The 26,175-nt window shown below is 49.0% G+C and carries 16 protein-coding genes, 1 pseudogene and 1 CRISPR repeat array; of the genes and pseudogenes, 12 read left to right on the top strand and 5 right to left on the bottom strand.

Annotation, left to right across the window (positions count from 1 at the left end; translation table 11 throughout):
* Positions 1-20 precede the first annotated feature (20 nt).
* From cas2 to fghA, 4 genes and pseudogenes are all read left to right on the top strand, one after another.
* The gene (cas2, locus tag CYJ98_RS02315) at positions 21-314 is read left to right on the top strand and encodes a CRISPR-associated endonuclease Cas2 (RefSeq protein ID WP_049349119.1); all 294 of its coding nucleotides are present in this window, start codon (positions 21-23) and stop codon (positions 312-314) included.
* Positions 315-503: 189 nt separating this feature from the next.
* A CRISPR array of direct repeats spans positions 504-7,647; the repeat unit is 32 nt; unit sequence CCAGCCGCCTTCGGGCGGCTGTGTGTTGAAAC.
* A 240-nt stretch (positions 7,648-7,887) separates the two neighbouring features.
* Positions 7,888-8,170, top strand: a pseudogene (locus CYJ98_RS02320) (CRISPR-associated helicase/endonuclease Cas3); the annotation flags it as partial.
* A 120-nt stretch (positions 8,171-8,290) separates the two neighbouring features.
* Entirely contained in the window at positions 8,291-9,400 is a 1,110-nt protein-coding gene (locus tag CYJ98_RS02325) for an S-(hydroxymethyl)glutathione dehydrogenase/class III alcohol dehydrogenase (RefSeq protein ID WP_199903542.1), read from the top strand.
* A gap of 8 nt (positions 9,401-9,408) precedes the next feature.
* Entirely contained in the window at positions 9,409-10,236 is an 828-nt protein-coding gene (fghA, locus tag CYJ98_RS02330; RefSeq protein ID WP_101755128.1) for an S-formylglutathione hydrolase, read from the top strand.
* 113 nt (positions 10,237-10,349) lie between these two features.
* Here the strand turns inward: fghA and rtcR are convergent, their stop codons facing one another.
* Together rtcR and CYJ98_RS02340 are read right to left on the bottom strand one after the other, a co-directional pair.
* Complete coding sequence (gene rtcR, locus CYJ98_RS02335) at positions 10,350-11,978, bottom strand: RNA repair transcriptional activator RtcR (RefSeq protein WP_101755129.1); 1,629 nt, start codon at positions 11,976-11,978, stop codon at positions 10,350-10,352.
* Positions 11,979-11,992: 14 nt separating this feature from the next.
* A complete protein-coding gene (locus CYJ98_RS02340) occupies positions 11,993-12,748 on the bottom strand; it encodes a tRNA(His) guanylyltransferase Thg1 family protein (RefSeq protein WP_101755130.1) in 756 nt (251 codons plus the stop codon).
* Between the two features lie 1,028 nt (positions 12,749-13,776).
* Here CYJ98_RS02340 and CYJ98_RS02345 point away from each other — a divergent pair.
* The gene (locus tag CYJ98_RS02345; protein ID WP_101755131.1) at positions 13,777-15,351 is read left to right on the top strand and encodes a vWA domain-containing protein; all 1,575 of its coding nucleotides are present in this window, start codon (positions 13,777-13,779) and stop codon (positions 15,349-15,351) included.
* An 89-nt stretch (positions 15,352-15,440) separates the two neighbouring features.
* Entirely contained in the window at positions 15,441-16,919 is a 1,479-nt protein-coding gene (locus CYJ98_RS02350) for an RNA ligase (RefSeq protein WP_101755132.1), read from the top strand.
* 35 nt (positions 16,920-16,954) lie between these two features.
* Here the strand turns inward: CYJ98_RS02350 and CYJ98_RS02355 are convergent, their stop codons facing one another.
* On the bottom strand, positions 16,955-17,398 hold the full coding sequence (locus CYJ98_RS02355) for an RpiB/LacA/LacB family sugar-phosphate isomerase (protein WP_101755133.1): 444 nt from the start codon (positions 17,396-17,398) through the stop codon (positions 16,955-16,957).
* Between the two features lie 86 nt (positions 17,399-17,484).
* Between CYJ98_RS02355 and CYJ98_RS02360 the strand changes: the two genes are divergently transcribed.
* The 4 genes from CYJ98_RS02360 (at position 17,485) to cysI (ending at position 21,285) form a co-directional block, all read left to right on the top strand.
* Positions 17,485-18,138: a metallophosphoesterase gene (locus tag CYJ98_RS02360; protein WP_101755134.1), complete on the top strand. Its 654-nt coding sequence runs from the start codon at positions 17,485-17,487 to the stop codon at positions 18,136-18,138.
* Between the two features lie 137 nt (positions 18,139-18,275).
* A complete protein-coding gene (nudB, locus tag CYJ98_RS02365; protein ID WP_101755136.1) occupies positions 18,276-18,740 on the top strand; it encodes a dihydroneopterin triphosphate diphosphatase in 465 nt (154 codons plus the stop codon).
* A gap of 84 nt (positions 18,741-18,824) precedes the next feature.
* Positions 18,825-19,358 (top strand): inorganic diphosphatase, encoded by a 534-nt coding sequence (locus CYJ98_RS02370; RefSeq protein WP_003678634.1) that lies wholly within the window; start codon positions 18,825-18,827, stop codon positions 19,356-19,358.
* 169 nt (positions 19,359-19,527) lie between these two features.
* Entirely contained in the window at positions 19,528-21,285 is a 1,758-nt protein-coding gene (gene cysI / locus CYJ98_RS02375) for an assimilatory sulfite reductase (NADPH) hemoprotein subunit (protein ID WP_101755137.1), read from the top strand.
* A 128-nt stretch (positions 21,286-21,413) separates the two neighbouring features.
* On the opposite strand, the gene CYJ98_RS02380 is transcribed toward cysI, so the two are convergent.
* Together CYJ98_RS02380 and CYJ98_RS02385 are read right to left on the bottom strand one after the other, a co-directional pair.
* The gene (locus tag CYJ98_RS02380; RefSeq protein WP_101755138.1) at positions 21,414-21,986 is read right to left on the bottom strand and encodes a hypothetical protein; all 573 of its coding nucleotides are present in this window, start codon (positions 21,984-21,986) and stop codon (positions 21,414-21,416) included.
* Between the two features lie 90 nt (positions 21,987-22,076).
* Positions 22,077-22,583 (bottom strand): hypothetical protein, encoded by a 507-nt coding sequence (locus tag CYJ98_RS02385; protein ID WP_003685697.1) that lies wholly within the window; start codon positions 22,581-22,583, stop codon positions 22,077-22,079.
* Between the two features lie 672 nt (positions 22,584-23,255).
* Here CYJ98_RS02385 and CYJ98_RS02390 point away from each other — a divergent pair.
* Positions 23,256-24,155, top strand: coding sequence for a helix-turn-helix transcriptional regulator (locus CYJ98_RS02390; RefSeq protein ID WP_101755139.1), 900 nt, complete (start codon positions 23,256-23,258; stop codon positions 24,153-24,155).
* 277 nt (positions 24,156-24,432) lie between these two features.
* Positions 24,433-26,112, top strand: coding sequence for a dynamin family protein (locus CYJ98_RS02395; protein ID WP_101755140.1), 1,680 nt, complete (start codon positions 24,433-24,435; stop codon positions 26,110-26,112).
* The last annotated feature ends 63 nt before the right edge of the window (positions 26,113-26,175 follow it).

The following is a 26,175-nucleotide window of genomic DNA, read 5'->3' on the forward strand; positions in this document are numbered from 1 at the left end:
CCTGTATATGGGAATACAAAATGCTAATGCTGATTACTTACGATATTTCGCTGGAAGACGCGGACGGACAGGCAAGGCTACGGCGCGTGGCGAAATTGTGTTTGGACTATGGCGTGCGCGTGCAGTATTCGGTGTTCGAATGCGACATCGCGCCCGACCAGTGGGTTGTTTTAAAGGACAAACTTTTGAAAACCTACAACCCCGAAACCGACAGCCTGCGCTTTTACCATTTAGGCAGCAAATGGCGGCGGAAAGTGGAACACCACGGCGCAAAACCGGCAGTAGATGTGTTTAAGGATACGTTGATTGTGTGAATCGCCAACCTGTGGTTCTCATGAAAATGCGGCAGGGTTGGTGAACTGGGCTTGTTCTTTAACAATCAGGATATTGCGAATGCGGGTGTAACGGAAAAGGCTGTGTTATACTCGCGTTTGCGCTTTTCTTGTGAGCTTAGCGAAATCAGGGCTGCGAAACCTGATGTAGCAAGGCTTTTAAGAGAGGCTCCAGCCGCCTTCGGGCGGCTGTGTGTTGAAACTTTCAAATCGTGATGTGTACCTACAGATACTTTTCCAGCCGCCTTCGGGCGGCTGTGTGTTGAAACTGTTGTTGGTCATCCTGATGCATCATTGGAACACGCCAGCCGCCTTCGGGCGGCTGTGTGTTGAAACCTGTTATGAAAATCAAATCGCCTGCTTATGTGGCCCAGCCGCCTTCGGGCGGCTGTGTGTTGAAACGTTTCAATATTGTTCAACCTGGCTCTGATTGGTCCCAGCCGCCTTCGGGCGGCTGTGTGTTGAAACATATGGTGAATTGGTAACAGCACTACCTAATGTTCCAGCCGCCTTCGGGCGGCTGTGTGTTGAAACTACTACCAAGATTCGAACATTGAAGTAATTGGTCCAGCCGCCTTCGGGCGGCTGTGTGTTGAAACTGTCAACCCAACGTAAATTTGTTTTTGATGATAACCAGCCGCCTTCGGGCGGCTGTGTGTTGAAACCGTAATTCTGACAACATCTCTACTACTGAAGGTGACCAGCCGCCTTCGGGCGGCTGTGTGTTGAAACCGCAAATCACGGTAGCCGATGTGTTTGAAGCCCAACCAGCCGCCTTCGGGCGGCTGTGTGTTGAAACATTAATATTTATTCTGATAAAATCCCAATGATTTTCCAGCCGCCTTCGGGCGGCTGTGTGTTGAAACATCCACGCGGTCAAGCAGATATTGCGGCCAACTGACCCAGCCGCCTTCGGGCGGCTGTGTGTTGAAACGTCGATAAAGATTAATTATTTAAAAGAAGAAGGCCGCCAGCCGCCTTCGGGCGGCTGTGTGTTGAAACTGCCGTGGTCGTTGCAAGTCATAGGCTTGTACAACCAGCCGCCTTCGGGCGGCTGTGTGTTGAAACAATCAATTCTTTCGGCAATTTGCCCCATATGGTTCCAGCCGCCTTCGGGCGGCTGTGTGTTGAAACTTGGCGGCGGCGCGCCTCGGCGGTGCGCTCTTTGTCCAGCCGCCTTCGGGCGGCTGTGTGTTGAAACTTCTGTTTTCAAAAAGTGTCCAACAGGTTTTGGACCAGCCGCCTTCGGGCGGCTGTGTGTTGAAACATCAAGCCATTGTTCATATTTATCAACAGCTTCACCAGCCGCCTTCGGGCGGCTGTGTGTTGAAACATGGATTGACCGACAAATCCAATACTGGCAACAAACCAGCCGCCTTCGGGCGGCTGTGTGTTGAAACTTAACAAATACGTATATCCGCCGTCTTATATGTACCAGCCGCCTTCGGGCGGCTGTGTGTTGAAACCGTGTCAATAAGACTAAGGGAATTTATACCACCTTCCAGCCGCCTTCGGGCGGCTGTGTGTTGAAACCGTGTCAATAAGACTAAGGGAATTTATACCACCTTCCAGCCGCCTTCGGGCGGCTGTGTGTTGAAACATTATCGATATTAATGAAAAATGAGAGAAAAAATCCCAGCCGCCTTCGGGCGGCTGTGTGTTGAAACTGCAGGGCATCTTCGGCGATGACGCCGAGACGCTCCCAGCCGCCTTCGGGCGGCTGTGTGTTGAAACTTGTATCGCGCGTTTGAAGCCGTCATGCGCGAATCCAGCCGCCTTCGGGCGGCTGTGTGTTGAAACACGGATAAGCGTAGGGATATAATATGCGATATAAACCAGCCGCCTTCGGGCGGCTGTGTGTTGAAACATTATTGATATTAATGAAAAACAAGAGAAAAAACCAGCCGCCTTCGGGCGGCTGTGTGTTGAAACTACGCCCCCGATGGCATCTACTGCCAGTCTAAACCAGCCGCCTTCGGGCGGCTGTGTGTTGAAACGATTACCACCGCCATGCCTAAGGCGTTGACGGAGCGTCCAGCCGCCTTCGGGCGGCTGTGTGTTGAAACCGGAGAGATAGATAAAACGCTGGCCGACTTTGAGCCCAGCCGCCTTCGGGCGGCTGTGTGTTGAAACGGCTTTGGTCTTGGCGGCGGTGTAGTTTGCGGTCCCAGCCGCCTTCGGGCGGCTGTGTGTTGAAACACACATAAAGAGCTGACGAAATTCCGCTGGCGAGCCAGCCGCCTTCGGGCGGCTGTGTGTTGAAACAGACCGCCTTAAACCCAAACGCCTTTTAAAAAACCAGCCGCCTTCGGGCGGCTGTGTGTTGAAACCGGCAAGCAGTGGCTGACCGCTGAAGACGACAAACCAGCCGCCTTCGGGCGGCTGTGTGTTGAAACATATCGCGTAAAGCCGACCGTAAAAACGACCGTTCCAGCCGCCTTCGGGCGGCTGTGTGTTGAAACTTGTGTGAGTTGATTCACGTTCATTTATCGCTCCTCCAGCCGCCTTCGGGCGGCTGTGTGTTGAAACCGAAATTGGTGCAACAGGCCGTCTGAAATTGGGAACCAGCCGCCTTCGGGCGGCTGTGTGTTGAAACGATTATGAGCCGTTTTATAACGTAGGTCATTCCAACCAGCCGCCTTCGGGCGGCTGTGTGTTGAAACAGGTAAGTTCAAAGGCGCGTTAATTAACGGCCTGCCAGCCGCCTTCGGGCGGCTGTGTGTTGAAACGCTGTAGCCTCGAACTTCTCGCCGGTGTTAGGCACCAGCCGCCTTCGGGCGGCTGTGTGTTGAAACTTCGCCGATGGCAACCGCTATATCTTCGGGCGCAAACCAGCCGCCTTCGGGCGGCTGTGTGTTGAAACGGGTGTATCGCAACAGCCTGTGTTGCAATCCAAGACCAGCCGCCTTCGGGCGGCTGTGTGTTGAAACTTAGTAAAGGCATTGCGGTTTTCATTTTCGATTTCCCAGCCGCCTTCGGGCGGCTGTGTGTTGAAACAGTGTCACAATCAAGGATGGCGTTTTGCAGTTCTCCAGCCGCCTTCGGGCGGCTGTGTGTTGAAACCGTACATCAATTAAGCAACGGCAAACAAATAAACCCAGCCGCCTTCGGGCGGCTGTGTGTTGAAACGTTATAAATGTTAATGATTTTGATATAAGAGGGGGCCAGCCGCCTTCGGGCGGCTGTGTGTTGAAACTGCCGTCCGAAAAATAAAACGGCTTTAAAAATAACCAGCCGCCTTCGGGCGGCTGTGTGTTGAAACTTTGATGAGCTGGAAATAAACGAATCGGGCGAAACCAGCCGCCTTCGGGCGGCTGTGTGTTGAAACCATTAGAATTCTTGCCAAATTTCATGTTGCTACCCCCAGCCGCCTTCGGGCGGCTGTGTGTTGAAACTTTACTTGGATTTCACGCAATAGCCTTTGGTATTCCAGCCGCCTTCGGGCGGCTGTGTGTTGAAACCTAATTGCAACATCATATTAATAGCTCGGCCTGCCCCAGCCGCCTTCGGGCGGCTGTGTGTTGAAACGTATCATTCAACCAATCAGACCCAATTTGCGAAACCCAGCCGCCTTCGGGCGGCTGTGTGTTGAAACTATTTGAGCCATAGGCAAATTTTGATTATTTGCCCAGCCGCCTTCGGGCGGCTGTGTGTTGAAACGCCCGATTCCGTTGCTATGCGCGCTATCTTGGACCAGCCGCCTTCGGGCGGCTGTGTGTTGAAACTCTTAACTTACAGGAAAGACAAAATGAAAAAATCCCAGCCGCCTTCGGGCGGCTGTGTGTTGAAACTGGACGGCCTTTGTGTTTGCGTTGAATTTGCGCACCCAGCCGCCTTCGGGCGGCTGTGTGTTGAAACCATGAACATGGATCAGATGTGGGGCATACCCGATTCCAGCCGCCTTCGGGCGGCTGTGTGTTGAAACATGTTTCTTGAAGCTAAGAGATAGGCGTTATCTACCAGCCGCCTTCGGGCGGCTGTGTGTTGAAACGACCTGTATGCGGCGAACATCATCGATGTAACCGCCAGCCGCCTTCGGGCGGCTGTGTGTTGAAACACAACGTAGAAGCCTACCGCAATGAAAACCGCAACCAGCCGCCTTCGGGCGGCTGTGTGTTGAAACAAGAATGAAGCCGCTATTGCTATTGGCGCGTCCCCCAGCCGCCTTCGGGCGGCTGTGTGTTGAAACAATTTCAGGCAACGAGGTCAGCGGTAGGAATGCTACCAGCCGCCTTCGGGCGGCTGTGTGTTGAAACTCTGCATCGCTGAGTTTACCAAAGTCGATGCGGTCCCAGCCGCCTTCGGGCGGCTGTGTGTTGAAACGAGCGGACAAAAACACCTCTACTTGTTTTAGCAGACCAGCCGCCTTCGGGCGGCTGTGTGTTGAAACGTTTTAAATCTTTTTTGTGTTTTTGTGTTATTTTCCAGCCGCCTTCGGGCGGCTGTGTGTTGAAACGCGTAAGACTGGCTTGTATGTCAGCAATGATGGTTCCAGCCGCCTTCGGGCGGCTGTGTGTTGAAACTACAATCTTCTGTTGTCGTTCCCTTTAGTATTGGACCAGCCGCCTTCGGGCGGCTGTGTGTTGAAACAAAGTAGAAATCCATTGCCGACTGCAACACGTCCCAGCCGCCTTCGGGCGGCTGTGTGTTGAAACATCCGAAAGTATGCGCGTAAGGCTGATTTAACCGCCAGCCGCCTTCGGGCGGCTGTGTGTTGAAACTAGTCGCGGTGTCGCAGGGTAAATGGATTACAGCCCCAGCCGCCTTCGGGCGGCTGTGTGTTGAAACTATGTCCTATGAACTTATACCTGAGCTGCAAGCCCAGCCGCCTTCGGGCGGCTGTGTGTTGAAACCCCTGCGGCTTCGCGTTCGCGGAGATGTGCATACAGCCAGCCGCCTTCGGGCGGCTGTGTGTTGAAACCCCAGTCGGCGTGCCAGTTGTCATTGTCGGCCACCAGCCGCCTTCGGGCGGCTGTGTGTTGAAACCCCCGCGCATGAATAATAGTATGCGGAAAGCCGAAGCCAGCCGCCTTCGGGCGGCTGTGTGTTGAAACCACACCACCATCAATTGCTCGCGCTCCAACCGTTCCAGCCGCCTTCGGGCGGCTGTGTGTTGAAACTGCAATCCGTATCTGACCCTTGAGCAGAAGTATCCCAGCCGCCTTCGGGCGGCTGTGTGTTGAAACAAGTCCCCCCATGCCGCACGGGTGGCGACAACAGCCCAGCCGCCTTCGGGCGGCTGTGTGTTGAAACGCGTCATAGGCGACATACACAGTTGAAACTTGTGTCCAGCCGCCTTCGGGCGGCTGTGTGTTGAAACCGCGAAATGGAAGGCTCTTTCGCCACTGGCGACACCAGCCGCCTTCGGGCGGCTGTGTGTTGAAACTTTGTAAAATAGGATTGTTTGCTGGTTAAGGCTTCCAGCCGCCTTCGGGCGGCTGTGTGTTGAAACCTGCCACATGCATGGTTTTGGTATCTGGTCTTTTCCAGCCGCTTTCGGGCGGCTGTGTGTTGAAACAGACGGGGTTTAAGGTATTGCAGGCGGCGGAAACACCAGCCGCCTTCGGGCGGCTGTGTGTTGAAACCGATTTGGTCTTGTATTGCTTGGCGCTGACCGGCAACCAGCCGCCTTCGGGCGGCTGTGTGTTGAAACAACGCGGGTAATTTTTGGGCGTATTGCATTGGTCAGCCAGCCGCCTTCGGGCGGCTGTGTGTTGAAACAATCATCACATAATGCTTTTATTGATGTTTTAAAACCAGCCGCCTTCGGGCGGCTGTGTGTTGAAACCCCGATGGTCGGCTGACCCAACACATCACGAAGCCCCAGCCGCCTTCGGGCGGCTGTGTGTTGAAACCGCCAAAGAGACTTATTACGCGGAATCTTTATACCCAGCCGCCTTCGGGCGGCTGTGTGTTGAAACCGTCGCTGCTTGACCGTGCGTTGCAATCGGGCGCCCAGCCGCCTTCGGGCGGCTGTGTGTTGAAACCAACTGACTGGCGGCCACACCGCCTGGGTAGTGTCCAGCCGCCTTCGGGCGGCTGTGTGTTGAAACACTTTCGGCAAAATGCTGCTGGCTCAATTCCGCGAGCCAGCCGCCTTCGGGCGGCTGTGTGTTGAAACTTCCAAACTCAACAGACTAATAAAAGGCCGCGTCCAGCCGCCTTCGGGCGGCTGTGTGTTGAAACCTGACGATTCTACTGTTGACGGTAAGGTCGTTCGCCAGCCGCCTTCGGGCGGCTGTGTGTTGAAACATAGAGTGCAACAAAAAGACGGGCGTAATTTGCTCCCAGCCGCCTTCGGGCGGCTGTGTGTTGAAACAGAAGTTCTTGGGTACCAGTGAGGAACTCACGGGCCAGCCGCCTTCGGGCGGCTGTGTGTTGAAACCCTGCATCAGTTTCTAGGCTATCTTCTTTAGCTGCCAGCCGCCTTCGGGCGGCTGTGTGTTGAAACCGGCATCGCCATCGGCGACCGCGCGCAGGGCTTTCCAGCCGCCTTCGGGCGGCTGTGTGTTGAAACAAAAAACTATTTCAAACCTGACAGCACAAATACAGCCAGCCGCCTTCGGGCGGCTGTGTGTTGAAACCGCATGATGGCTATTAATATCAGCTTTATATGTTCCAGCCGCCTTCGGGCGGCTGTGTGTTGAAACCGATACGTGCAAAGTCGTTGCCTACTTGTGTGGACCAGCCGCCTTCGGGCGGCTGTGTGTTGAAACGTTTTATCTTAATAGCCATTTTATCCGGGCTATTCCAGCCGCCTTCGGGCGGCTGTGTGTTGAAACTTGCAAGATGCTGTCGTCCATATTGGGGAAGGCTTCCAGCCGCCTTCGGGCGGCTGTGTGTTGAAACGTGCAAGAAAAACACCCCAAACATTTGGCTGCCTCCAGCCGCCTTCGGGCGGCTGTGTGTTGAAACTTTCCAATAGACAAGCTCGACTGTGAATTTATGCCCAGCCGCCTTCGGGCGGCTGTGTGTTGAAACGGTTCCTACTCTGGATAAAGAAGGGTGGTTACAATACCAGCCGCCTTCGGGCGGCTGTGTGTTGAAACCATACAAATCATCAAATACTATTTTTTATCATGAACCCAGCCGCCTTCGGGCGGCTGTGTGTTGAAACGTCTAAAGTCAATGAATCTGAAGCAAAAATTCAACCAGCCGCCTTCGGGCGGCTGTGTGTTGAAACCTGTCACAGTTTTGTTTGATGGTGGTCTGTACAACCAGCCGCCTTCGGGCGGCTGTGTGTTGAAACCGCAAATACTTGCAACCACCGAAACGCCTCCCAACCAGCCGCCTTCGGGCGGCTGTGTGTTGAAAATCTGCCACCGTATCTCATGTCTGAGTAGGGACGAGGGGCTGTATGTTCAAATATCGTCCAAGCAGACCGCTCTTCTTTTGATCCTTCGCTTTTCGAAGCTTTAGTGAAAGCTGTGGAGGATATTAGAAGCAAGTTATAAAGGGTAATTAATAACAATGCCGTCTGAAAAAGTTTCAGACGGCATTTTTTTCTATTTACATATTAAATTTAATATCATATTATCATTGAATCTATATCAATTTGAATTTTTTAGAATTTCAATATGACCCCCTCATTTACTACGCTCATTCCGCCCAAGATAAACTCGGCAATCCCTTGCCTTACAAACCATTGGCAAACCTTGCAAAGTCATTCGGTAAATGTGGGCGAAATGGCGGCTGAGTTTGCCCGGGTATTTGATGCGCAGGAAATTGCCTGCCAGACGGGACAGCTTCATGATTTAGGGAAATATTCAGTTGCCTTTAATCACCGATTGCATGGCGGCCCTTTAGTCGATCATGCCACCGCCGGAGCCAAAATTGCAAAAATGCTTGCTTCAGGGTGGGTTCCAAAGTATAAACTGTAGTTATCTTTCGTAGGCTAGATAACTTTATTAATGAATTAAAAGGCAAAAATAATGGAAATTAAACAAACCAATTCAACCATCAAATCTCGTGCGGCGGTGGCATTCGCCCCAAATCAACCCTTACAAATTGTGGAAATCGACGTAGAAATGCCGCGTAAAGGCGAGGTGTTAATTCGTAACACTCACACTGGTGTGTGCCATACTGATGCATTTACGTTATCAGGGAGTGATCCTGAAGGCGTGTTTCCTGTGGTACTTGGGCATGAAGGTGCAGGTGTGGTTGTTGCTGTGGGCGAAGGTGTGTCAAGCGTAAAACCAGGTGATCACGTGATTCCTCTTTATACCGCTGAATGTGGTGAATGTGAGTTTTGTCGTTCAGGTAAAACCAACTTGTGCGTCTCAGTGCGTGATACACAAGGTAAAGGCTTAATGCCAGATGGCACGACGCGTTTTTCTTATCAAGGTCAGCCGATCTATCACTATATGGGCTGTTCTACTTTCAGTGAATACTCAGTTGTTGCCGAAGTTTCACTGGCGAAAATCAATCCAAAAGCAAACCATGAACAAGTATGTTTGCTTGGCTGCGGCGTTACCACAGGTATTGGTGCGGTGCATAACACAGCAAAAGTGCAAGAAGGCGACTCTGTGGCGGTGTTTGGCTTGGGGGCGATTGGTTTGGCGGTGGTGCAAGGTGCGCGTCAAGCCAAAGCCGGCCGCATTATCGCCATTGATACCAATCCTGCAAAATTCGAGTTGGCAAAACAGTTTGGTGCAACGGATTGTTTGAATCCGAACGATTACGATAAACCGATCAAAGATGTGTTGTTAGACATCAATAAATGGGGCATAGACCACACCTTTGAATGTATCGGCAACGTAAATGTAATGCGTCAAGCATTAGAAAGCGCACACCGTGGCTGGGGACAATCCATTATCATCGGCGTAGCGGGTGCAGGACAAGAAATTTCAACTCGTCCGTTCCAGTTGGTAACAGGTCGTGTTTGGAAAGGCACGGCATTTGGCGGCGTGAAAGGCCGCTCTGAACTTCCGAAAATGGTGGAAGACTCAATGAAAGGCGACATCCAGTTAGAACCGTTTGTGACCCACACAATGAAACTTGATCAAATTAATGAGGCCTTTGAGTTAATGCACGAAGGTAAATCGATCCGCGCTGTTATTCATTACTAAGGTACGCGATGAAACTGATTGAACAACATCAAATTTTTGGCGGTTCGCAACAAGTTTGGGCACACCATGCCCAAACGTTGCAATGCGAAATGAAATTTGCCGTCTATTTGCCGGATAATCCAGAGAATCGATCGCTTGGTGTGGTTTATTGGCTTTCCGGCTTGACGTGCACTGAACAAAATTTCATTACCAAATCAGGATTTCAGCGTTACGCGGCAGAACATCAAGTGATTGTGGTTGCCCCCGATACCAGCCCTCGCGGAGAGCAAGTACCGAACGATGATGCTTACGATTTGGGGCAGGGGGCGGGCTTTTATTTGAATGCAACCGAGCAGCCTTGGGCGACGAATTATCAAATGTATGATTATATTTTGAACGAGTTGCCTAGTCTGATTGAAGAAAAATTTTCTACCAACGGCAAACGTTCCATTATGGGGCATTCAATGGGCGGACACGGTGCATTGGTATTGGCATTGCGAAACCGGGAACGTTATCAAAGTGTTTCTGCCTTTTCGCCCATTTTGTCGCCAAGCCTCGTGCCTTGGGGAGAAAAAGCCTTTTCTGCCTATTTAGGGGAAGATCGTGAAAAATGGCAGCAATATGATGCCAACTCGCTCATTCAACAAGGCTATAAAGTGCGAGGTATGCGCATTGATCAGGGCTTGGAAGATGAGTTTTTGCCAACACAATTGCGTACCGAAGATTTTATCGAAACCTGCCGTGCGGCAAACCAACCGGTCGATGTGCGCTTCCATAAAGGCTACGATCATAGCTATTACTTCATCGCCAGTTTTATTGGTGAGCATATTGCCTATCATGCGGCATTTTTGAAGTAAACCAAAGAAGTAATTTGTGTTAATAAATTAAAAAGGCATCGGATTGATGCCTTTTATTTTTTATAAATGATGAAGAATAATGCGACTAAAATTAGCTAGCTTGCCCACTCTATTTAAATATCCCCCCATTCCAATCCAAATCGCTGTAAATATTTCCTTAATCGGTCGCTGTCATTGACTTTTGCCCTTTCTGTTCGGGAAATATTGAATAAAGCGCGACCGGCAGCGGCCATGTTGGGGTGTTTGCGGCATTCGTCGATGACGTGTTGCAGTTGCAGTTTGTCGAACAAATCCAATGTGTCCCAATCGACTTTATCGGGGTAGTTTTGTGTTTTTTCAGACGGCCTGTTATGTAGGAGGCCGTCTGAAAAGGGTTCTTCCGACCATAACCATTTTAGGCGTTCGATTTCGGCTTGGACTTGTTCTACCTGTATCCTGCCTTGGGGCGCGAGTGTGGCCAGGCGCATGATGCTGGCGGCGAGATCGCGGAAGTTACCGCGCCATGGGGCTTGGTTGGAGTGGGCGAAGTCGAGGTAGGCGGCCAGGGCTTCTTTGTTGAAGCGGGTGGTTCGGCCGAGTTCTTGCGAAGCTAGGGCGAGCTGGTGTTCAACGTTGGGCTCGATGTCTTCGCGGCGGTTGGCGAGTGCGGGTAGCGGATAGTTCCAAATATTGATGCGGGCGAACAGGTCTTCGCGGAAGCGTCCGGCGCGGATTTCGTGGCGCAGGTCGCGGTTGGTGCCGGCGATGAGTTGGAAGTCGCTTTTGACTTCGCTGTCGCTGCCGACGGGATAAAAGTGTTTTTCTTCAATGGCTTTGAGCAACATGGCTTGCTCGTCCAAGCCCAATTCTCCGATTTCATCTAAAAACAATACGCCGCCGTCGGCAGTTTTCAGATAGCCTTCACGTTTTTCTGCGGCGCCGGTAAAGGCGCCTTTTTTGTGGCCGAACAGGGCAGATGCTGCGCCGTCGCCGCGAAGGGTGGCGCAGTTTACATCGACAAATGTGCCTTTAATCAAATGGCGCGCTTTTTTCAATTCAAAAATCCTGCGTGCCAGCATGGATTTGCCTGCGCCTGTCGGGCCGGAAAGCAGAATGGGGGAAGGGGAGTTGAGCGCGACTTGTTCGATTTCGGCAATCATGCGGTTGAAGGCGGCGTTTTGGGTGGAGATGCCGCTTTTCAGGTAGCGCACTGCATCGTCGCGTACGGCGGCAAGGCGTTCTGCCAGTACGTCGTAACGAGCCAAGTCTAAATCGATGATTTCATAACTGCCGACATTGCCTTCCTCCATGCTGCGTCTTTGGTTTTTGGGAGGGGCGGTTTGTAAAAGTACGCCGGGGATTTGACGCGATTCCACCAATAAAAACAGGCAGATTTGGGCAACGTGCGTACCCGTGGTGATGTGGGTGAGATAGGTTTCTTCTTCTGTATCAAATGGATAGCTTGCTGCCCAATCGTGCAGCTTGGTATAAACCTCGGAGAAGTCCCACGGGTTTGCCAGCTCCATAGGCACGAGATTAACGACTGTGTGGGGTGACACCTGCTGAATATCGGCTTTTACATGATCCGCCAGTTCGCGGTATTTCTCCGCATAAAACAGCTCCATACGGTCGAGATGAAAATCTTGACGCTGATTCATGGCGACGTTTGGCCGCCATTTCAACCAACGGCCCTGACCGAAACCGCTGTCCAATACCGTACCGAGAAAGCTGACGGCGACTTGTTTTTTGGGATTGGTATTCATGTTTCAGACGGCCTTTAAATTATTTTTTCCAATACAAACACGCCGTAATCATCGCCCAACGGCAGCTCGAAATCCGTATGCAGGATTTGGCGTTTTACTTGTACAGTTTCGTCAGTTTTCGGATTAAAACCTTCTTTTAAGGCCGTCTGAAAATACACACCGAAGCCGCGTTTCTGCCATGCGGGCAATTCGTTGAAATTGATATTGTGTTCAAACAGCAAATCATGTTTCTGCGCGCGCGTGAGACCGCTGACCGCTTCTGTGGCGCGGGACACGCTTTCTCCTTTCTTGCGCAACATCCAATAGCAGTGGGCGTTGAGCGCGTTGCGGTATGAGTCTTCGTGCCGCCAACGGAAATAATCGACCACCAGTTTTTCGTTCGGCAAAACGCAAACTCTGGCATCAAAAGCGGCGGTCTGCCCGTGCGCCACGGAAAAGGCGGCGCTGGCTTCACCAGCCAATACAGAAATGATTTTGCGCGTTTTGCGTTTGAACGTATCGTCGTCTCGGCGCAGCAACAGTGAAATTTCATCGCTTTCCGAATAGCCGTACACCACATTGAAGCCGCATTTCATCAAATGACGGACGGTATGCGCCATCAGGTCGCGGAAACGAATGTCGAACGGGGCTTCAAACTGCCAAATTTCCTTGGTTAGTCGTGTAAAACCGCGCCCGTCTAAGCGAACAACAATAAAATTTTCCTGTGGTACGCAAAAATCATAAGCGGTTTCGTATTGTCGCAAGCGTTTGTCCAAATCATCGAATCGCATCATATATCCTTGTATATTTTATTTTCTATATAACTATCTATAAATATATTTTTAGTATTCTACGCTTTTTGTCGATAAAAGCTACTTTAAAATATATTTTATTTATATTCAATCAATTAAAAATTATTTTTATAAAAATTTTATTCTTGGCACGCTGTTGGCTATGTTGTGAATGTAACGATACAGCAGATGCTTCGGGAAATACAGTTACCGGAGAAAAATTTTCCGTAAATTTAGTTGCTGTGTGGTTACAGGGCGAATGCCGACAAGACTACATTTGGATTAACAGGTTCGAATCCTGTCTCGTCTGATAGACGTTGAACGTCTTGTTTATTTAGTCGCCCACCCTTTTCAATATGGCAGGCAAATGCCTAGGGAAACTACAACATGGATACCCTTATGTCGCAGGTTCGAGTCCTGTCTCTGTTATCCAAAATAGCAGAGTAGCTCAGTTGGTAGAGCCAAGGCATGTTTCCCTTAAAAACTTGTTGCGTGCCATATTACTTTTACGGCAGTAGGCGGATGCTTGAAGAGAGTACATTAACTTATCACGTTAAAACCGTTTCTCTTCACTTTTAGCCGCTACGCTGCCACCCATGCAAGGCCGTCTGAAATATTCAGGCGGGCTGATATAAAAACCGTTTTCGATATATTTGGCAAATACCGGAGGAATTACAGCCTGCTAAGCTCGAGGTCGCGGGTTCGAGTCCCGTCTCTGTCGCCAACTATGGCAGAGTAGCTCAGAGGATAGAGCGCGTAAAAATTTCTCCACTCTTTGTTGCCCAATGTGCCACCCCTTATGGGCGAATGCTATTAGGATTACATTCCTTTCTTGCTACAAACCCGAATGATCCTAATTAAACTAGTCGCCCTACGGCAGTAGGCGGATGCCCGGAAGAGAATACATTAGCTTTCAGTTAAAAACGCTTCTCTTCATCTTTAGCCGCCACACTGCCACCCATTCAAGGCCGTCTGAAAACAAAGCTAAAACAAGTTCAGACGGCCTCAAACCAACAATATGAAAGAAAATGAAAATGGCTAATACTACCTTGTTTCAATCGATTAAAAACCGTTTTACTAAAACCGATACCTATAATGAAGCCGGCGGCATCGCCTACACGCTGACGCCCAAACAACAGCTGGCACAGCTTGCAGCTACCGGTTGTCTGAACAATACCTTTTATGCCGATGCACAAAGCCAGCTTGACCAAGTGTTGAAATTAGCAGAAAACCTGGATGCCGAGTTTATCGCCAAAACCGCCGTATATGCCCGTCAAAAAGGTTTTATGAAAGATATGCCTGCGCTGTTGCTTGCCGTGTTGGCTCAAAAAGACGTGAACATGCTCGCCCGTGTATTCGACCAAGTAGTGGACAACGGTAAAATGTTGCGTAATTTCGCACAAATTATCCGCAGTGGCGCAGTCGGCAGAAAATCTTTCGGCAACCGTCCGAAAAAACTGATGCAGACTTGGCTTTTGACCGCCACCGAAAAACAACTGTTGAACGCCGCCGTCGGTAATTCGCCGTCGCTGGCAGACGTGGTCAAAATGGTGCACCCCAAACCGCGTGAAGCATGGCGCGCCGCATGGTTTGCATGGCTGATCGGCAAACCTTACGACCGCGAAGCATTGCCGCCCATTACCCGCGCTTTTGAAGATTACAAACAAAGCCGAGAAGGCGAATTGCCCAACGTTCCTTTCCAAATGCTTACTGCTTTAGACTTGAACAGCGGCGACTGGGCGCAAATTGCCTGTAACGGTTCATGGCAGCAGGTTCGTCAAAACCTGAACACTTTCCTGCGCCACGAAGTATTTGCGAAAAGCAAAAACATCAAAATGGTGGCAGAAAAACTGCGTGACGAAACCGCCATTGCCCGCGCCCGCGTCCTGCCTTACCAATTGCTGACCGCGTATCAGGCAACATCTGACCAAATGCCGTCTGAAATCCGCGAAGCCCTGCAAGATGCGATGGAAACCGCCGTACAAAACGTACCGGCAATCCAAGGCAAAGTCGTGGTTTGTCCGGACGTCTCCGGCTCCATGCACAGCCCGGCTACCGGCTATCGCGGCAGCGCGACCACCAAAACCCGCTGCATCGATATTGCCGCGCTCGTGTCCGCCGCCATGTTGCGTACCAATCCGCAAGCCCGCGTGATACCGTTTGAACAAATCACGGTAAACGTGAAGCTCAACCCGCGCGACAGCATCATGACCAACGCCGAAAAACTCGCTAATGTCGGCGGCGGCGGAACGGCATGCAGCGCACCGCTCGCCATGTTGAACCGTGAAAAAGCCGACGTGGATTTGGTCGTCATCGTATCAGACAACGAAAGTTGGGCAGATGACAGCCAAGGATGGGGTACCACAACCAGCCTGATGAAAGAGTGGGATATTCTGAAACGCCGTTGCCCAGAAGCCAAACTCGTTTGTCTGGATATCCAGCCCTACACCAAGGCTCAAGCACGAAACCGTCACGATATCTTGAACATCGGCGGCTTCTCCGACCAAGTATTCTCCCTGATCGGTTCCTTTGCCGAACGAGGCATGGGTACAGATTTCTGGGTAGAAGAGATTGAGAAAACGCCGTTGGCAGCTGTGAACTGAAGCTAAGGCCGTCTGAAAAAAAGGGTAGAAATATTTTTCAGACGGCCTATTTATTCAGGGTAAGCTGAGAAAAAGAATAAGGAAACAAAATGCAAAAATTTATCTTAATCCGCGGTCATCAAGGTTCGGGAAAATCGACGTTTGCCGAACAAAAAGCCGCGGAATTTAAAGCGCAGTATCAGGATGCGGAAGTTGTCCGTATTGAAAACGATTTGTTCATTACCGATGAATACGGTGAATATCGTTGGTCGGGCGAGGCGGTGGATAAGGCGCAAAAACGCGGTAATGCTTTGATGACTGAAACTTTGAGACTTGGACGCCAAAATCCGAATCGAAATATTTTGATCATTAATTCCAATACCAACCAAAAAGCTTCGCGTTGCCGTCATTTATTGGATCAGGCGGAGAAAAGCGGTTTTGAAACAGAAGTTTATCGACTGCACAATTTCTATCCCAACCTGCACGGTGTAAAAGAGCATGACGTGTTGGCGGCGTATATCAAGTTGAACCAAAACCGTGTGGCAAACGAAATCCATATCGAGGCCGTGCAGCCGGCAAATGCGGAACAGTTAGAAAAAATCGAACAGATGCAGGCTATCGAGCATAAGCCGCTGGTGTTTGATGAGGCGCAGCAAACCTTTGTGACCGATCACTATCTGCAACACAGCAGCCGTAACTTTACTGCCAAAGCATCCAAGCGTTATCCTGAATTGCGCGTGTTGAAATACGCACGCAGCGTGTTCTATAACAACCGCTTTGATGATGCTTTGCTGGAAATGCGCGGTTTGATTATCGACGCGCATAATCGAATCATCGTGCGCCCGTTTAAAAAAGTGTTCAATTATTCGGAGCGTATTGCCAAAGGCAGCCGCTATCCGATCCGAATCAGTGACGAGAGATTGGTGGATGCGGTGGTAAAAGTAAACGGCTTCCTCGGCTGCTGCACTTTCGTCTCGCTTTCAGACGACCACCCGTCCAAAGGCGCGGCGTTTGACGGCAAAGTGCTGTATTCGACCACCGGTTCGCTTGATAGCGCGTTTGCCGACATGACCGCCGCACATTGCGCTCAATACGAAACCCTGTTCCGCACGTATCCGAACCATACTTTTTTGTTTGAAATCACAGATGCGAAAGATGTACACATCATCCGCGAAGAATTGGGCGAAACCTTAATCGGCTGCATTGACGTGGCGACCGGCCGTCAATTTTCTGAATCGGAATTGGACGAAATCGGCAAACAATACGGCATCCGCCGCCCCGAAACGCTGAAAAACATCACGTTCGGCGAGCTGAAAGGCCGTCTGAAAAACGTGGAACACGAAGGCTTTATGGTATTTGATGCGCAAACCGGCGAAATGCTGTTCAAACTGAAATCGCCGTATTACTTGATTTCCAAGTTTCTGGGGCGAAGCAACGAAGGCAACATCGGCCGCAAGCTCGACAAACGCCACGTCGATGAAGAGTTTTACCCCTTAATCGACCACATCTACGAGCATCGCGAAGCGTTCAACGCCATGCCTGAACTGGATAAGATTGCGTTTATTCAGGCGTTTTTGAGACAGTTGTAAGGCTGTCTGAAAATATATGGGAGAGCAATGCGCATTTATTTTCCGCGCTCGTATGCTTTGATTTCGCCGACTTTAGGCGCATAGCCGCTGCTTGTGTCGTGGTGCAAATCCAACCAGATATTGACCAATGCCCAAGCGGCCGGAGCGGCAATGACGTTTTGCCCCATACATAAAACCTGTGCATCATAGTTTTCCACCGAGCCGCGGAGCGTGAGTAAATCGTGCGCCGTCGCCGCCCGTATGCCGCGCACCTTATTGGCGGCGATTGCCGTACCCACGCCGGTGCCGCAAATCAATAGCGCACGGTCGGCGCGTCCTGCCGCGACTTCTTCGGCTGTGGCAAACGAGAGTTGCGGATAGCTTCCTTCGAGTGAGGATAAATCGACCAAGCTGCTGATGCGCGGGTCGTTTTGCAGATGCGCTTTGAGCGCGTCTTTCAATATTGCGCCGTTGGCCGGCGCAGCAATAACCAAACGCATAAAAACTCCTTGAAGCACACAATAAACATTACTCAGCATACGCCCGCGCGTGATACGATTCAAGCCTACAACGCAGAAAGCACGGTATGAGCAAAACCTACTTCACATCAGACCTACATTTTTCACATAAAAACATCGCCAAATTCTGCCCGCAATTTCGACCGTTCGATAACGTGGAGCAGATGGATGAATTTTTAATCCGGACATGGAATGAAACCGTTACGCCTGAAGATACGGTGTACAACTTGGGAGATTTTTCCTTTGCCCAAGACCATAAGCAGATAGAGCGCGTTTTGTCGCGTTTGAACGGGCAACATCACTTGATTTACGGCAATCATGATCATGTGATTCGGCAGCATGCTGATTTTTTCCGCAGCCAAACCAAGCATGACGGCCATCCGCTGCTGTCGTCCATACGGCCGTATTTGAAACTCAAATTGCCGGAAATTAAGAATACGCTGGTTCTCTTTCACTATCCGATTCAGGAGTGGGACGGCTGTTATCAGGGCTGGTATCACTTATACGGCCATTTGCATGACAGGGTGGCGGAAATCAAAGGGCGTGCTTTAAATGTCGGATTCGATTTGCACGGCCGTTTTTTGACGGCGCAAGATGTCGATAAGTTTTTGTGTGGTTTGCCTAAAATTTCGTATTTTGGCGAAGCAGGGGTGAAGGCCAACTCGCCGGAAGAAGCGGCAGAGCTGGTGTTTCGGAAACTGGCGCAGTTAAATCAGGTATAATTTCAGACGGCCTTTGCGGATTTCCGACAAAGGCCGTCTGAATATCAATTCCCCATTTTTGAGTGATACATGGAAAACCTTTTGGCTTACTTACTACAAAAAATCAGCCTCCCTAACCAAACCGGCAAGGATAAGTCATGAGCGGCAAGCCTTTGAAGTATCCCGTTTCCGCTTTGGTCGTTTTGCATGATAAAGACGGCAATATCCTGCTGATTGAACGCACGGCGCCGCAAGGTTTTTGGCAGTCGGTTACCGGCAGCATGGAAGAGGGCGAGCGTATCGAAGAAACCGCATGGCGCGAAGTGTGGGAAGAAACCGGTATCCGCCTTGCAGACGGACAACTGGATAACTGGCACGACAGCACCGTTTATGAAATCTATCATCACTGGCGCCATCGCTATCCCAAAGGCGTTTTTGAAAACCGCGAACACATCTTCTCCGCCCAAATTCCGCGCGATACGCCCATCGTCCTGCAACCGGACGAACACGTTGCCTATGGCTGGTTTGGTGCAGAAGAAGCGGCGGAAAAAGTGTTTTCGCCTTCCAATAAACGCGCAATTTTAGAATTGGTCAAAAGGCTGAATGCCAAAAAGGCCGTCTGAATACGACAGTTTCACATTTTCAGACGGCCTTGGGTTTGCTATACTTTCGCCGTTTGACTCTCTTTAAAATCAAAGGAAACCATCATGGCAGACTTCAACAAAATCCTAACCCCGGGCGACGTGGACGGCGGCATCATCAACGTTGTCAACGAAATCCCTGCAGGCAGCAACCACAAAATCGAATGGAACCGCAAACTGGCCGCTTTCCAACTCGACCGCGTTGAACCGGCAATTTTCGCCAAACCGACCAACTACGGCTTCATTCCGCAAACTTTGGACGAAGACGGCGACGAATTGGACGTGTTGCTGGTGACCGAGCAGCCTTTGGCAACCGGTATTTTCCTGGAAGCACGCGTTATCGGCGTGATGAAATTCGTTGATGATGGCGAAGTAGACGACAAAATCGTCTGCGTTCCGGCCGATGACCGCAACAACGGCAACGCCTACAAAACTTTGGCCGATTTGCCGCAACAACTGATCAAACAAATCGAGTTCCACTTCAACCACTACAAAGACCTGAAAAAAGCAGGTACCACTAAAGTTGAATCTTGGGGTGATGTAGAAGAAGCGAAACAAGTCATCAAAGAATCCATCGAACGTTGGAACAAACAAGCCTAATCGGTTTGTCCCGTCCAATATCAAGGCCGTCTGAAAGCAAAGTTCAGACGGCCTTTTTATGTTTCAAACCGATATAACAAAATCGTCTTTAAAACAAACAAACCATTCTTTCTCATTTTCAGACGGCCTCATTAAAGTAACGCCTATACCAAAAATAAGGAGTGCTTCAATGACTGCTACCACAACTGACCCACGAGCCAAGCTGCCTGAGACGCCTTTGTCCGGCAACGAAGCCTTGAAAGAGCGCAGCGATTATCTGCACGGTACGATTAAGGAAGAGTTGAAAGACGACTTTACCGGCGGCTTTACCGCCGACAACTTTCAGCTTATCCGCTTCCACGGCATGTACGAACAGGACAACCGCGATATCCGTGCCGAGCGTACCAAACAAAAGCTTGAACCCTTAAAAAACATGATGTTGCGTTGCCGTTTGCCCGGCGGCATCATTACGCCGAAGCAGTGGTTGGGTATCGACAAATTTGCCGGTGAAAATACGATTTACGGCTCTATCCGCCTGACCAACCGTCAAACCTTTCAATACCACGGCATTCTGAAAACCGATTTAAAACAGGCACATCAGGCATTGCACAAACTTGGTTTGGATTCCATTGCCACAGCCAGCGATGTCAACCGCAATGTGTTGTGTACCAGCAATCCTGTGCAAAGCACTTTACATCAAGAAGCCTATGAATGGGCGGCGCGCATCAGTATGCACCTTCTGCCGCGCACCATGGCATATGCCGATGTATGGCTGGACGGTGAAAAAGTGTTCACGACCGAGCCGACCGAGCCGCGCAATAAAGAAATTGCCGACGACGTAGAGCCGATTTTGGGTAAAACCTATTTGCCGCGCAAATTTAAAACTGCCGTCGTGATCCCGCCCGATAACGATGTGGACATTCATTCCAATGACTTGGGTTTTGTGGCGATTGCAGAAAACGGCAAGTTGGTGGGTTTCAATGTATTGGTCGGAGGCGGTTTATCCAGCGAACACGGTAATACCAAAACTTATCCGAACACTTCTTACGAATTTGGTTTCGTTCCGCTTGAATACACCCTCAATGCTGCCGAAGCTGTCGTTAGCACCCAGCGCGACTGGGGCAACCGCAGCGACCGCAAAGCTGCCCGTACACGCTATACGCTGCAACGCGTCGGCGTGGATGTGTTCAAAGAAGAAGTTGAAAGGCGCATGGGCATTAAGTTTGAACCCATCCGCCCTTACGAATTCACCCATCGCGGCGACCATATCGGCTGGGTACAAGGGCATGAAGGCAACTGGCATTTGACTTTGTTTATTGAAAACGGTCGTCTGCTCGATTATTCCGGCAAACCTTTAAAAACTGGCGTGCGTGAAATTGCCAAAATCCATCCCGGCGACTTTCGTCTGACGGCAAACCAAAATCTGGTGGTTGCCAATGTACCGCCCGAATTGAAAGACACGGTTGATAAAATCGCCAAAGAGCATGGATTAATCAGCAAATCGATTACCATCCAGCGTGAGAACTCGATGGCCTGCGTTGCCTTGCCGACTTGCCCGCTGGCAATGGCAGAGGCCGAGCGGTTCCTGCCGACATTCTCCGATAGAATCGACGAAATGTTCGCCAAATATGGTTTGGAAGACGAATACATCGTTTTGCGCGTAACTGGTTGTCCCAACGGTTGCGGTCGTGCCATGCTGGCGGAAATCGGTTTGGTCGGCAAAGCCGTCGGCCGCTACAACCTCTACGCAGGCGGCAATCGCGAAGGCACACGCATTCCGCGCCTGTTTAAAGAAAACATTACCGAACCTGAAATCCTTGAAATTGTCGAAGGCTGGGTGGCCGATTGGGCGCAAAACCGACTCGATGATGAAGGCTTCGGCGATTTTGCCGTCCGTACCGGCATCGTCAAACCCGTATTGGACGCTCCGCGAGACTTTTGGGCATAACGCATACAAACAGACCTGACAAGTCTGCAATAAGAAAATAGAGAAAACCAAAGACCGTCTGAAAATCTGATTTTCAGACGGTCTTTTATATTGGGAGCGTTTATAGCAAAGATGGGATATAAACCGAATCAGCGGCGACGGCCAAAGCCCCGGCCCATGCTGGGGCGGCGGTAGTTGGAAGGCTGACGCGCGGTTTCGCGGTAACGGTGTTGCTGTTGAGCGTTTTGTTGCTGGGCACGCAGGGTGCGCGTATTCAGCTGTTGGCTGGTGCGTCTGTTTGGACGTGCGCTTTGATAATAGTTGGCACGGGCTTGACGGGCAATCGGGCTGTTTTGATTGCGCGCCTGAGTAAATTTATTGGCCAATGCGTTGCCGATAAATGCACCGGCTGCAGTACCTATCAAGCTTTGCAGCAGCCAGCTGCCGGTGGATTGGTCGTAGATGTATTGTTGACCGTCTGTACCGGTTACCGGTTGGCCGTTGTTGCCGTTGGCTTGTGCCTCGGCAGGAATGGTGTCTTTCACGGCTTCGGGCGTGAGCTGGTAAACCGTATTGTCTTCTTGTTGGCCGTTTTGTTGTGCCAACTGTTGTTGCAATGCTTCGATTTGTTTTTGCTGCTGCTCAAGCTGCGCTTGGGTATTGTCTTTGCAGGCAGCGAGGGCAAAAGTGGAAAGGGCGGCTAAGGCAATCAGTTTTTTCATTGTTTTTCCTGAGAGAAGTTTGTCTTTGCCGAGATTTCGGCGGAGTGTGTTTGCCTAATATTAAACCATTTCCCTGTTTTTCAAGTGGTTTTACAAAATAATATTGGAAAGTTGTGCTGCAAATGCACGGCTGTTGGCAGCCAGATTGCCCAGTGCAGGCATTTCGTGTTCGGTTTCGATAATCAACAGGTTGGCAGGGCGGCGGGTGTGCAGGGACATTTGCATTTCAGCGGGAGAGAAGGGCATGTGATGGCGTTTGGCAAAAGCTTCGGCGCGTTTGTTGGCGGTTTTGAGCATAGGCAGCAGGGTAATATCCAAATGGAAACGGCGTACGCCCAAAACCAAAATACGCGCTGCGAAGAAATCTGCTTCATCAGTGAAAACGTTGGGGCTGCTTTGATTGAAGTCGTGACGCTCTGCGGCAATCAAAGTCGCGATGGTGCGCACTTGCGGAATCAGGGCTTCGCTGATGAGGCTGTCAGGCGAATCGGGCAAAGTGTGCATGTTGAGCATGCTGTGGTGGCTGTTGCTGTCAACGACCATGCGGCAGGTGTGTAACATTTGTGTTTGGCTGTGGATTTTAGTTGAGGCAGTCATGGCTGTATTCCTTATTTCTTAAAAATGGGTGGATTTAAGCGGCCATGGTGGGTATAAAAAAAGCCGCTCAAATGAGGCGGCTCTAATTTGCGTATTTTCAATTTAGTCTGTTTCAGACAAGCGCAAAAAAGTACCGCACGTTTGTGTGGTACCAATAGAAGAAAGTAGCAGAGCGTTGCGCGGTTTGCATGATGAAAATACGTCTTTAATGTATAAAAGAATGGAACGTAGTTTAAAACAAGAATGCCAGTAATTTCAATATCCAATCGACAAAACCCACCAATAAATCTACAAGTTGTTGTAATCCTTCCAATTTATTTTCTTTCGAGTGAGTCAAATTTGCACAATTATAATGCAAAACCGGGTGAATTGATAACAATCCGAGCAAGGTCCTTAAAAAAGGCCGTCTGAAAACTGAATTTCAGACGGCCTTGGGTTATTGCATTTGCTCAATGAAACAGCAAATTTTAAAAAAGGATATAAATACATCATTAAAACAAAAAGTGTAAATTTAATGTAAATTAAATAATTACCGAGTCGAATAATAAGGTAGAATTGCCAAAGTTTATTAATAAATTATAAAAATACGCAAAGCAAAAAAGAGCGACAGTACCTGTCGTTACTGCAGCATAAAATTTGACCATTACATACGAAAACGAAAATTTATCTACTATGAGCCAGCGTACAAAAGCACAGGAATCACTCGGCATCCGTTTAGCAGATATTCTGACGCGTCTAAATCAAGGGGAAACCATTGATATTCAAAGTTTGCCTGAACGCTATGGCATTTCATTGCGTACCGCCCAACGTGATCTCAATCGTCTTGCCCCTTTATTGCAAACTACAGGTACACGTTATTACCGTCTCGATCAAAACCAGTATGGCCGTCTGAATAAAGACGAAATCCGCCGTATTTGTCATTTTGCAGGCTTACAAGACCTTTTCCCTGAAGCGGACCGCCGCTTTTTTCAAGAAAGTCTGCGTCAAAGCATTATCATCAAAGGCCATCAATACGAAAATATTCGTCATCGCCAATCAGATTTTGATTTGGTAACACATTCTATAGAAGCAAAGCAAACCATTAGCTTTAATTACACCAAAGCCGATGGCAGTAAAAGCCATCGTACTTTAGATCCTTACCGGCTCATTAATAAAAGCGGTATTTGGTATCTTATCGGACTCGAAAATGGTCGAGAAAAGACCTATTGCTTTACTCAAACATCCCAGCTGCAAACGACATCAAAGACATATGTTCCAGATGTAGGATTTGTAGAAAAAATTCAAAATACCGACAGCATCTCATACGGTAATCAAGTCAGTGAAATCATTATCCAAATCAGCCCACAGGCTGCACATTACTTTTTGCGGCGCAAGCTGTTACCCAATCAGGAGGTTATTCGTCGCCTCGATAACGGTGGCCTGTTGATTGCCTGCAAAAATGTTAACGAAATTGAAGTTATCCCCATCGTCCAATATTGGATACCGCATTCAAGAATTGTCAGTCCGCAAGAGTTGCAGGAAAAGATAATCGGCAAATTAAAAAACTATATCAATAACCATACGGAGGGCTAATAACATGTGGCAAATCATACTTGGATTCATCATGTTGCCTGTTGCGTTTATGCAAAGAGGCGGAATTAGGGCAATTATAGGGCTAATCTATATGTATAGTACATCTTGGCTTGATTGGAACGTAACGTACAGGGGGAACTTGGAACTTATTTCTTGTTTTATTTTTGGTCTAATGGGTTTTTGTCTGCTAATGAGTTCGTTCAGTAAGGCCTAATCGGCACAAATAGCAGAAAGTAGTCATTTCCATTTAATTTTTTATTCAGGAAAAATTTATTTTATGAACAGCAAAAAGCAATTTTTAGATTATATCGGCGAAGTTAAGAACATCATTTCCCCTTTGGAAATTTCAGATAACAAATTATCGGAAATTCAAGGAAATATTACGGGTGCAGAGCTGATTGTGCCGGTGGTTGGCGGATTTAGTGCAGGAAAAAGTACATTGCTCAATTCTTTTTTAGGCAATGAGATTTTGCCGACAGCTGTAACTCCGGAAACTGCATTAGCAACAGAATTGCGTTATAGCGATAGCAACTATATTGAAGCAGTAACGGCTTCGGGTGCGGTTGAGCGTCATCAATTGGCTGATTTTGCACGTTTAAAAGACAATGCACAAAACTTCAAAAATCTGCGTGTTTATTTAAATAATGAAAATTTAAAAGCCATTCAACCTTTGGTATTGGTTGATATGCCAGGATTTGATGCGCCGATTGAAAACCATAACCAAGCTATTTTGAATTACTTGGAGCGTGGCGTTTTCTTTGTATTCCTAACCAGCGTCGAAGACGGCAACATTACATTGAGCATGAAGCGTGAAATTGACAATCTTCAACAAATTGGGAAAGGCTTTGCATTCTGTATCAGCAAAACCAATTTGCGCGCACCTGATGATGTTAAAGCAGTACAACAAAAAATTGCCGAGCAACTGGAAGACGATTTTGACTATACGGGACAAATTGCCCTTTTAGATATGGATGGTGGTAATAACCTTAAAAATATTTTGACTGCAGTCAATCCTGATGAATTGTTCAAACTTTTGTTTATCGATGAATTGCGTGAAAACTATACAGGATTAATACAAAGCATCAACGTCAAAATTTCTACATTTAAATCAAATAGAAAAGAAATCGAAGAAACTTTATCTGCTCTGCAAAACAGCCTGCAAGGTATTGAAGCCAAAAAACAATCTGCAATCAATGATGTCGAGCAGCGTTATTCACGAGATAGCGTATCTGTCATCAATCAGGCTGTCACATCTGCGATTTTGCAGCAAAAAATGCGACTGGTTGATTTGGCAATCAATAACCAAGGTGCATTTGAGCGCGAGCTGAACGACATTACAAAAAATGCACTGCTTTCCGCCGTTCAGACCCGCTTCCGAGCCATTAGCCAAGATTTGATAGAAGAAATGGGCAATGGTATCAATGCACAATTAGCTACTTTGCCGGATGGCGGTTTGGGTGGCATTGCAATGGATGTATTGGCCAATAGCGGGGCAGACGCTTTCGGAAAGGTAGCTAATACAGCATTAAAATCAATATCTAAAGCAATTATGGGTAAGGTGACTTCGGCAACATTAAAAGCATTGCTTAGCAGTGTATTTGGTATTGTGAGTGCCGTGTTGCTCTTCCTGCCTGAAATTATTTCTTTATTTGCAAAAGGAGAGAAGGAGCGCAGACAGCGTGAACAAGTAGAACAGGCAATTATCAATAATGTCATTCCACAAATTCAACAGAAGCTTAATAGCGTACTGCCTGATTTAATGAATCAGAATATTACAGCCCTGATTAATCAAGTCAGCGAACAGTTCGAGGAGCAGCTGCAACAAAAACGCAATGAGATTGAAGCAGCAGAGGCAGAAAAAGCAGCAAAAGCCGCCGAGTTGGAAAGCACGATTAATGAGTTGGAAAGCGGCAAGCAACAGTTGACTACAGCGGCAAACCGTTATTTGTTTGCCTAATCATTTTCAGACGGCCTCAATGATATCGAAGGCCGTCTGAAAAATAGATATTCTCAGAAATAT

Source organism: Neisseria perflava (assembly GCF_002863305.2).
GTDB lineage: Bacteria > Pseudomonadota > Gammaproteobacteria > Burkholderiales > Neisseriaceae > Neisseria > Neisseria perflava_A.

Bases quoted from the DNA above. Each gene is read 5' to 3' on its own strand.
- cas2 (WP_049349119.1), top strand. From the start codon at position 21: ATGCTAATGCTGATTACTTACGATATTTCGCTGGAAGACGCGGACGGA.
- fghA (WP_101755128.1), top strand. From the start codon at position 9,409: ATGAAACTGATTGAACAACATCAAATTTTTGGCGGTTCGCAACAAGTT.
- rtcR (WP_101755129.1), bottom strand. From the start codon at position 11,978: ATGAATACCAATCCCAAAAAACAAGTCGCCGTCAGCTTTCTCGGTACG.
- CYJ98_RS02340 (WP_101755130.1), bottom strand. From the start codon at position 12,748: ATGCGATTCGATGATTTGGACAAACGCTTGCGACAATACGAAACCGCT.
- CYJ98_RS02345 (WP_101755131.1), top strand. From the start codon at position 13,777: ATGAAAATGGCTAATACTACCTTGTTTCAATCGATTAAAAACCGTTTT.
- CYJ98_RS02350 (WP_101755132.1), top strand. From the start codon at position 15,441: ATGCAAAAATTTATCTTAATCCGCGGTCATCAAGGTTCGGGAAAATCG.
- CYJ98_RS02355 (WP_101755133.1), bottom strand. From the start codon at position 17,398: ATGCGTTTGGTTATTGCTGCGCCGGCCAACGGCGCAATATTGAAAGAC.
- CYJ98_RS02360 (WP_101755134.1), top strand. From the start codon at position 17,485: ATGAGCAAAACCTACTTCACATCAGACCTACATTTTTCACATAAAAAC.
- nudB (WP_101755136.1), top strand. From the start codon at position 18,276: ATGAGCGGCAAGCCTTTGAAGTATCCCGTTTCCGCTTTGGTCGTTTTG.
- CYJ98_RS02370 (WP_003678634.1), top strand. From the start codon at position 18,825: ATGGCAGACTTCAACAAAATCCTAACCCCGGGCGACGTGGACGGCGGC.
- cysI (WP_101755137.1), top strand. From the start codon at position 19,528: ATGACTGCTACCACAACTGACCCACGAGCCAAGCTGCCTGAGACGCCT.
- CYJ98_RS02380 (WP_101755138.1), bottom strand. From the start codon at position 21,986: ATGAAAAAACTGATTGCCTTAGCCGCCCTTTCCACTTTTGCCCTCGCT.
- CYJ98_RS02385 (WP_003685697.1), bottom strand. From the start codon at position 22,583: ATGACTGCCTCAACTAAAATCCACAGCCAAACACAAATGTTACACACC.
- CYJ98_RS02390 (WP_101755139.1), top strand. From the start codon at position 23,256: ATGAGCCAGCGTACAAAAGCACAGGAATCACTCGGCATCCGTTTAGCA.
- CYJ98_RS02395 (WP_101755140.1), top strand. From the start codon at position 24,433: ATGAACAGCAAAAAGCAATTTTTAGATTATATCGGCGAAGTTAAGAAC.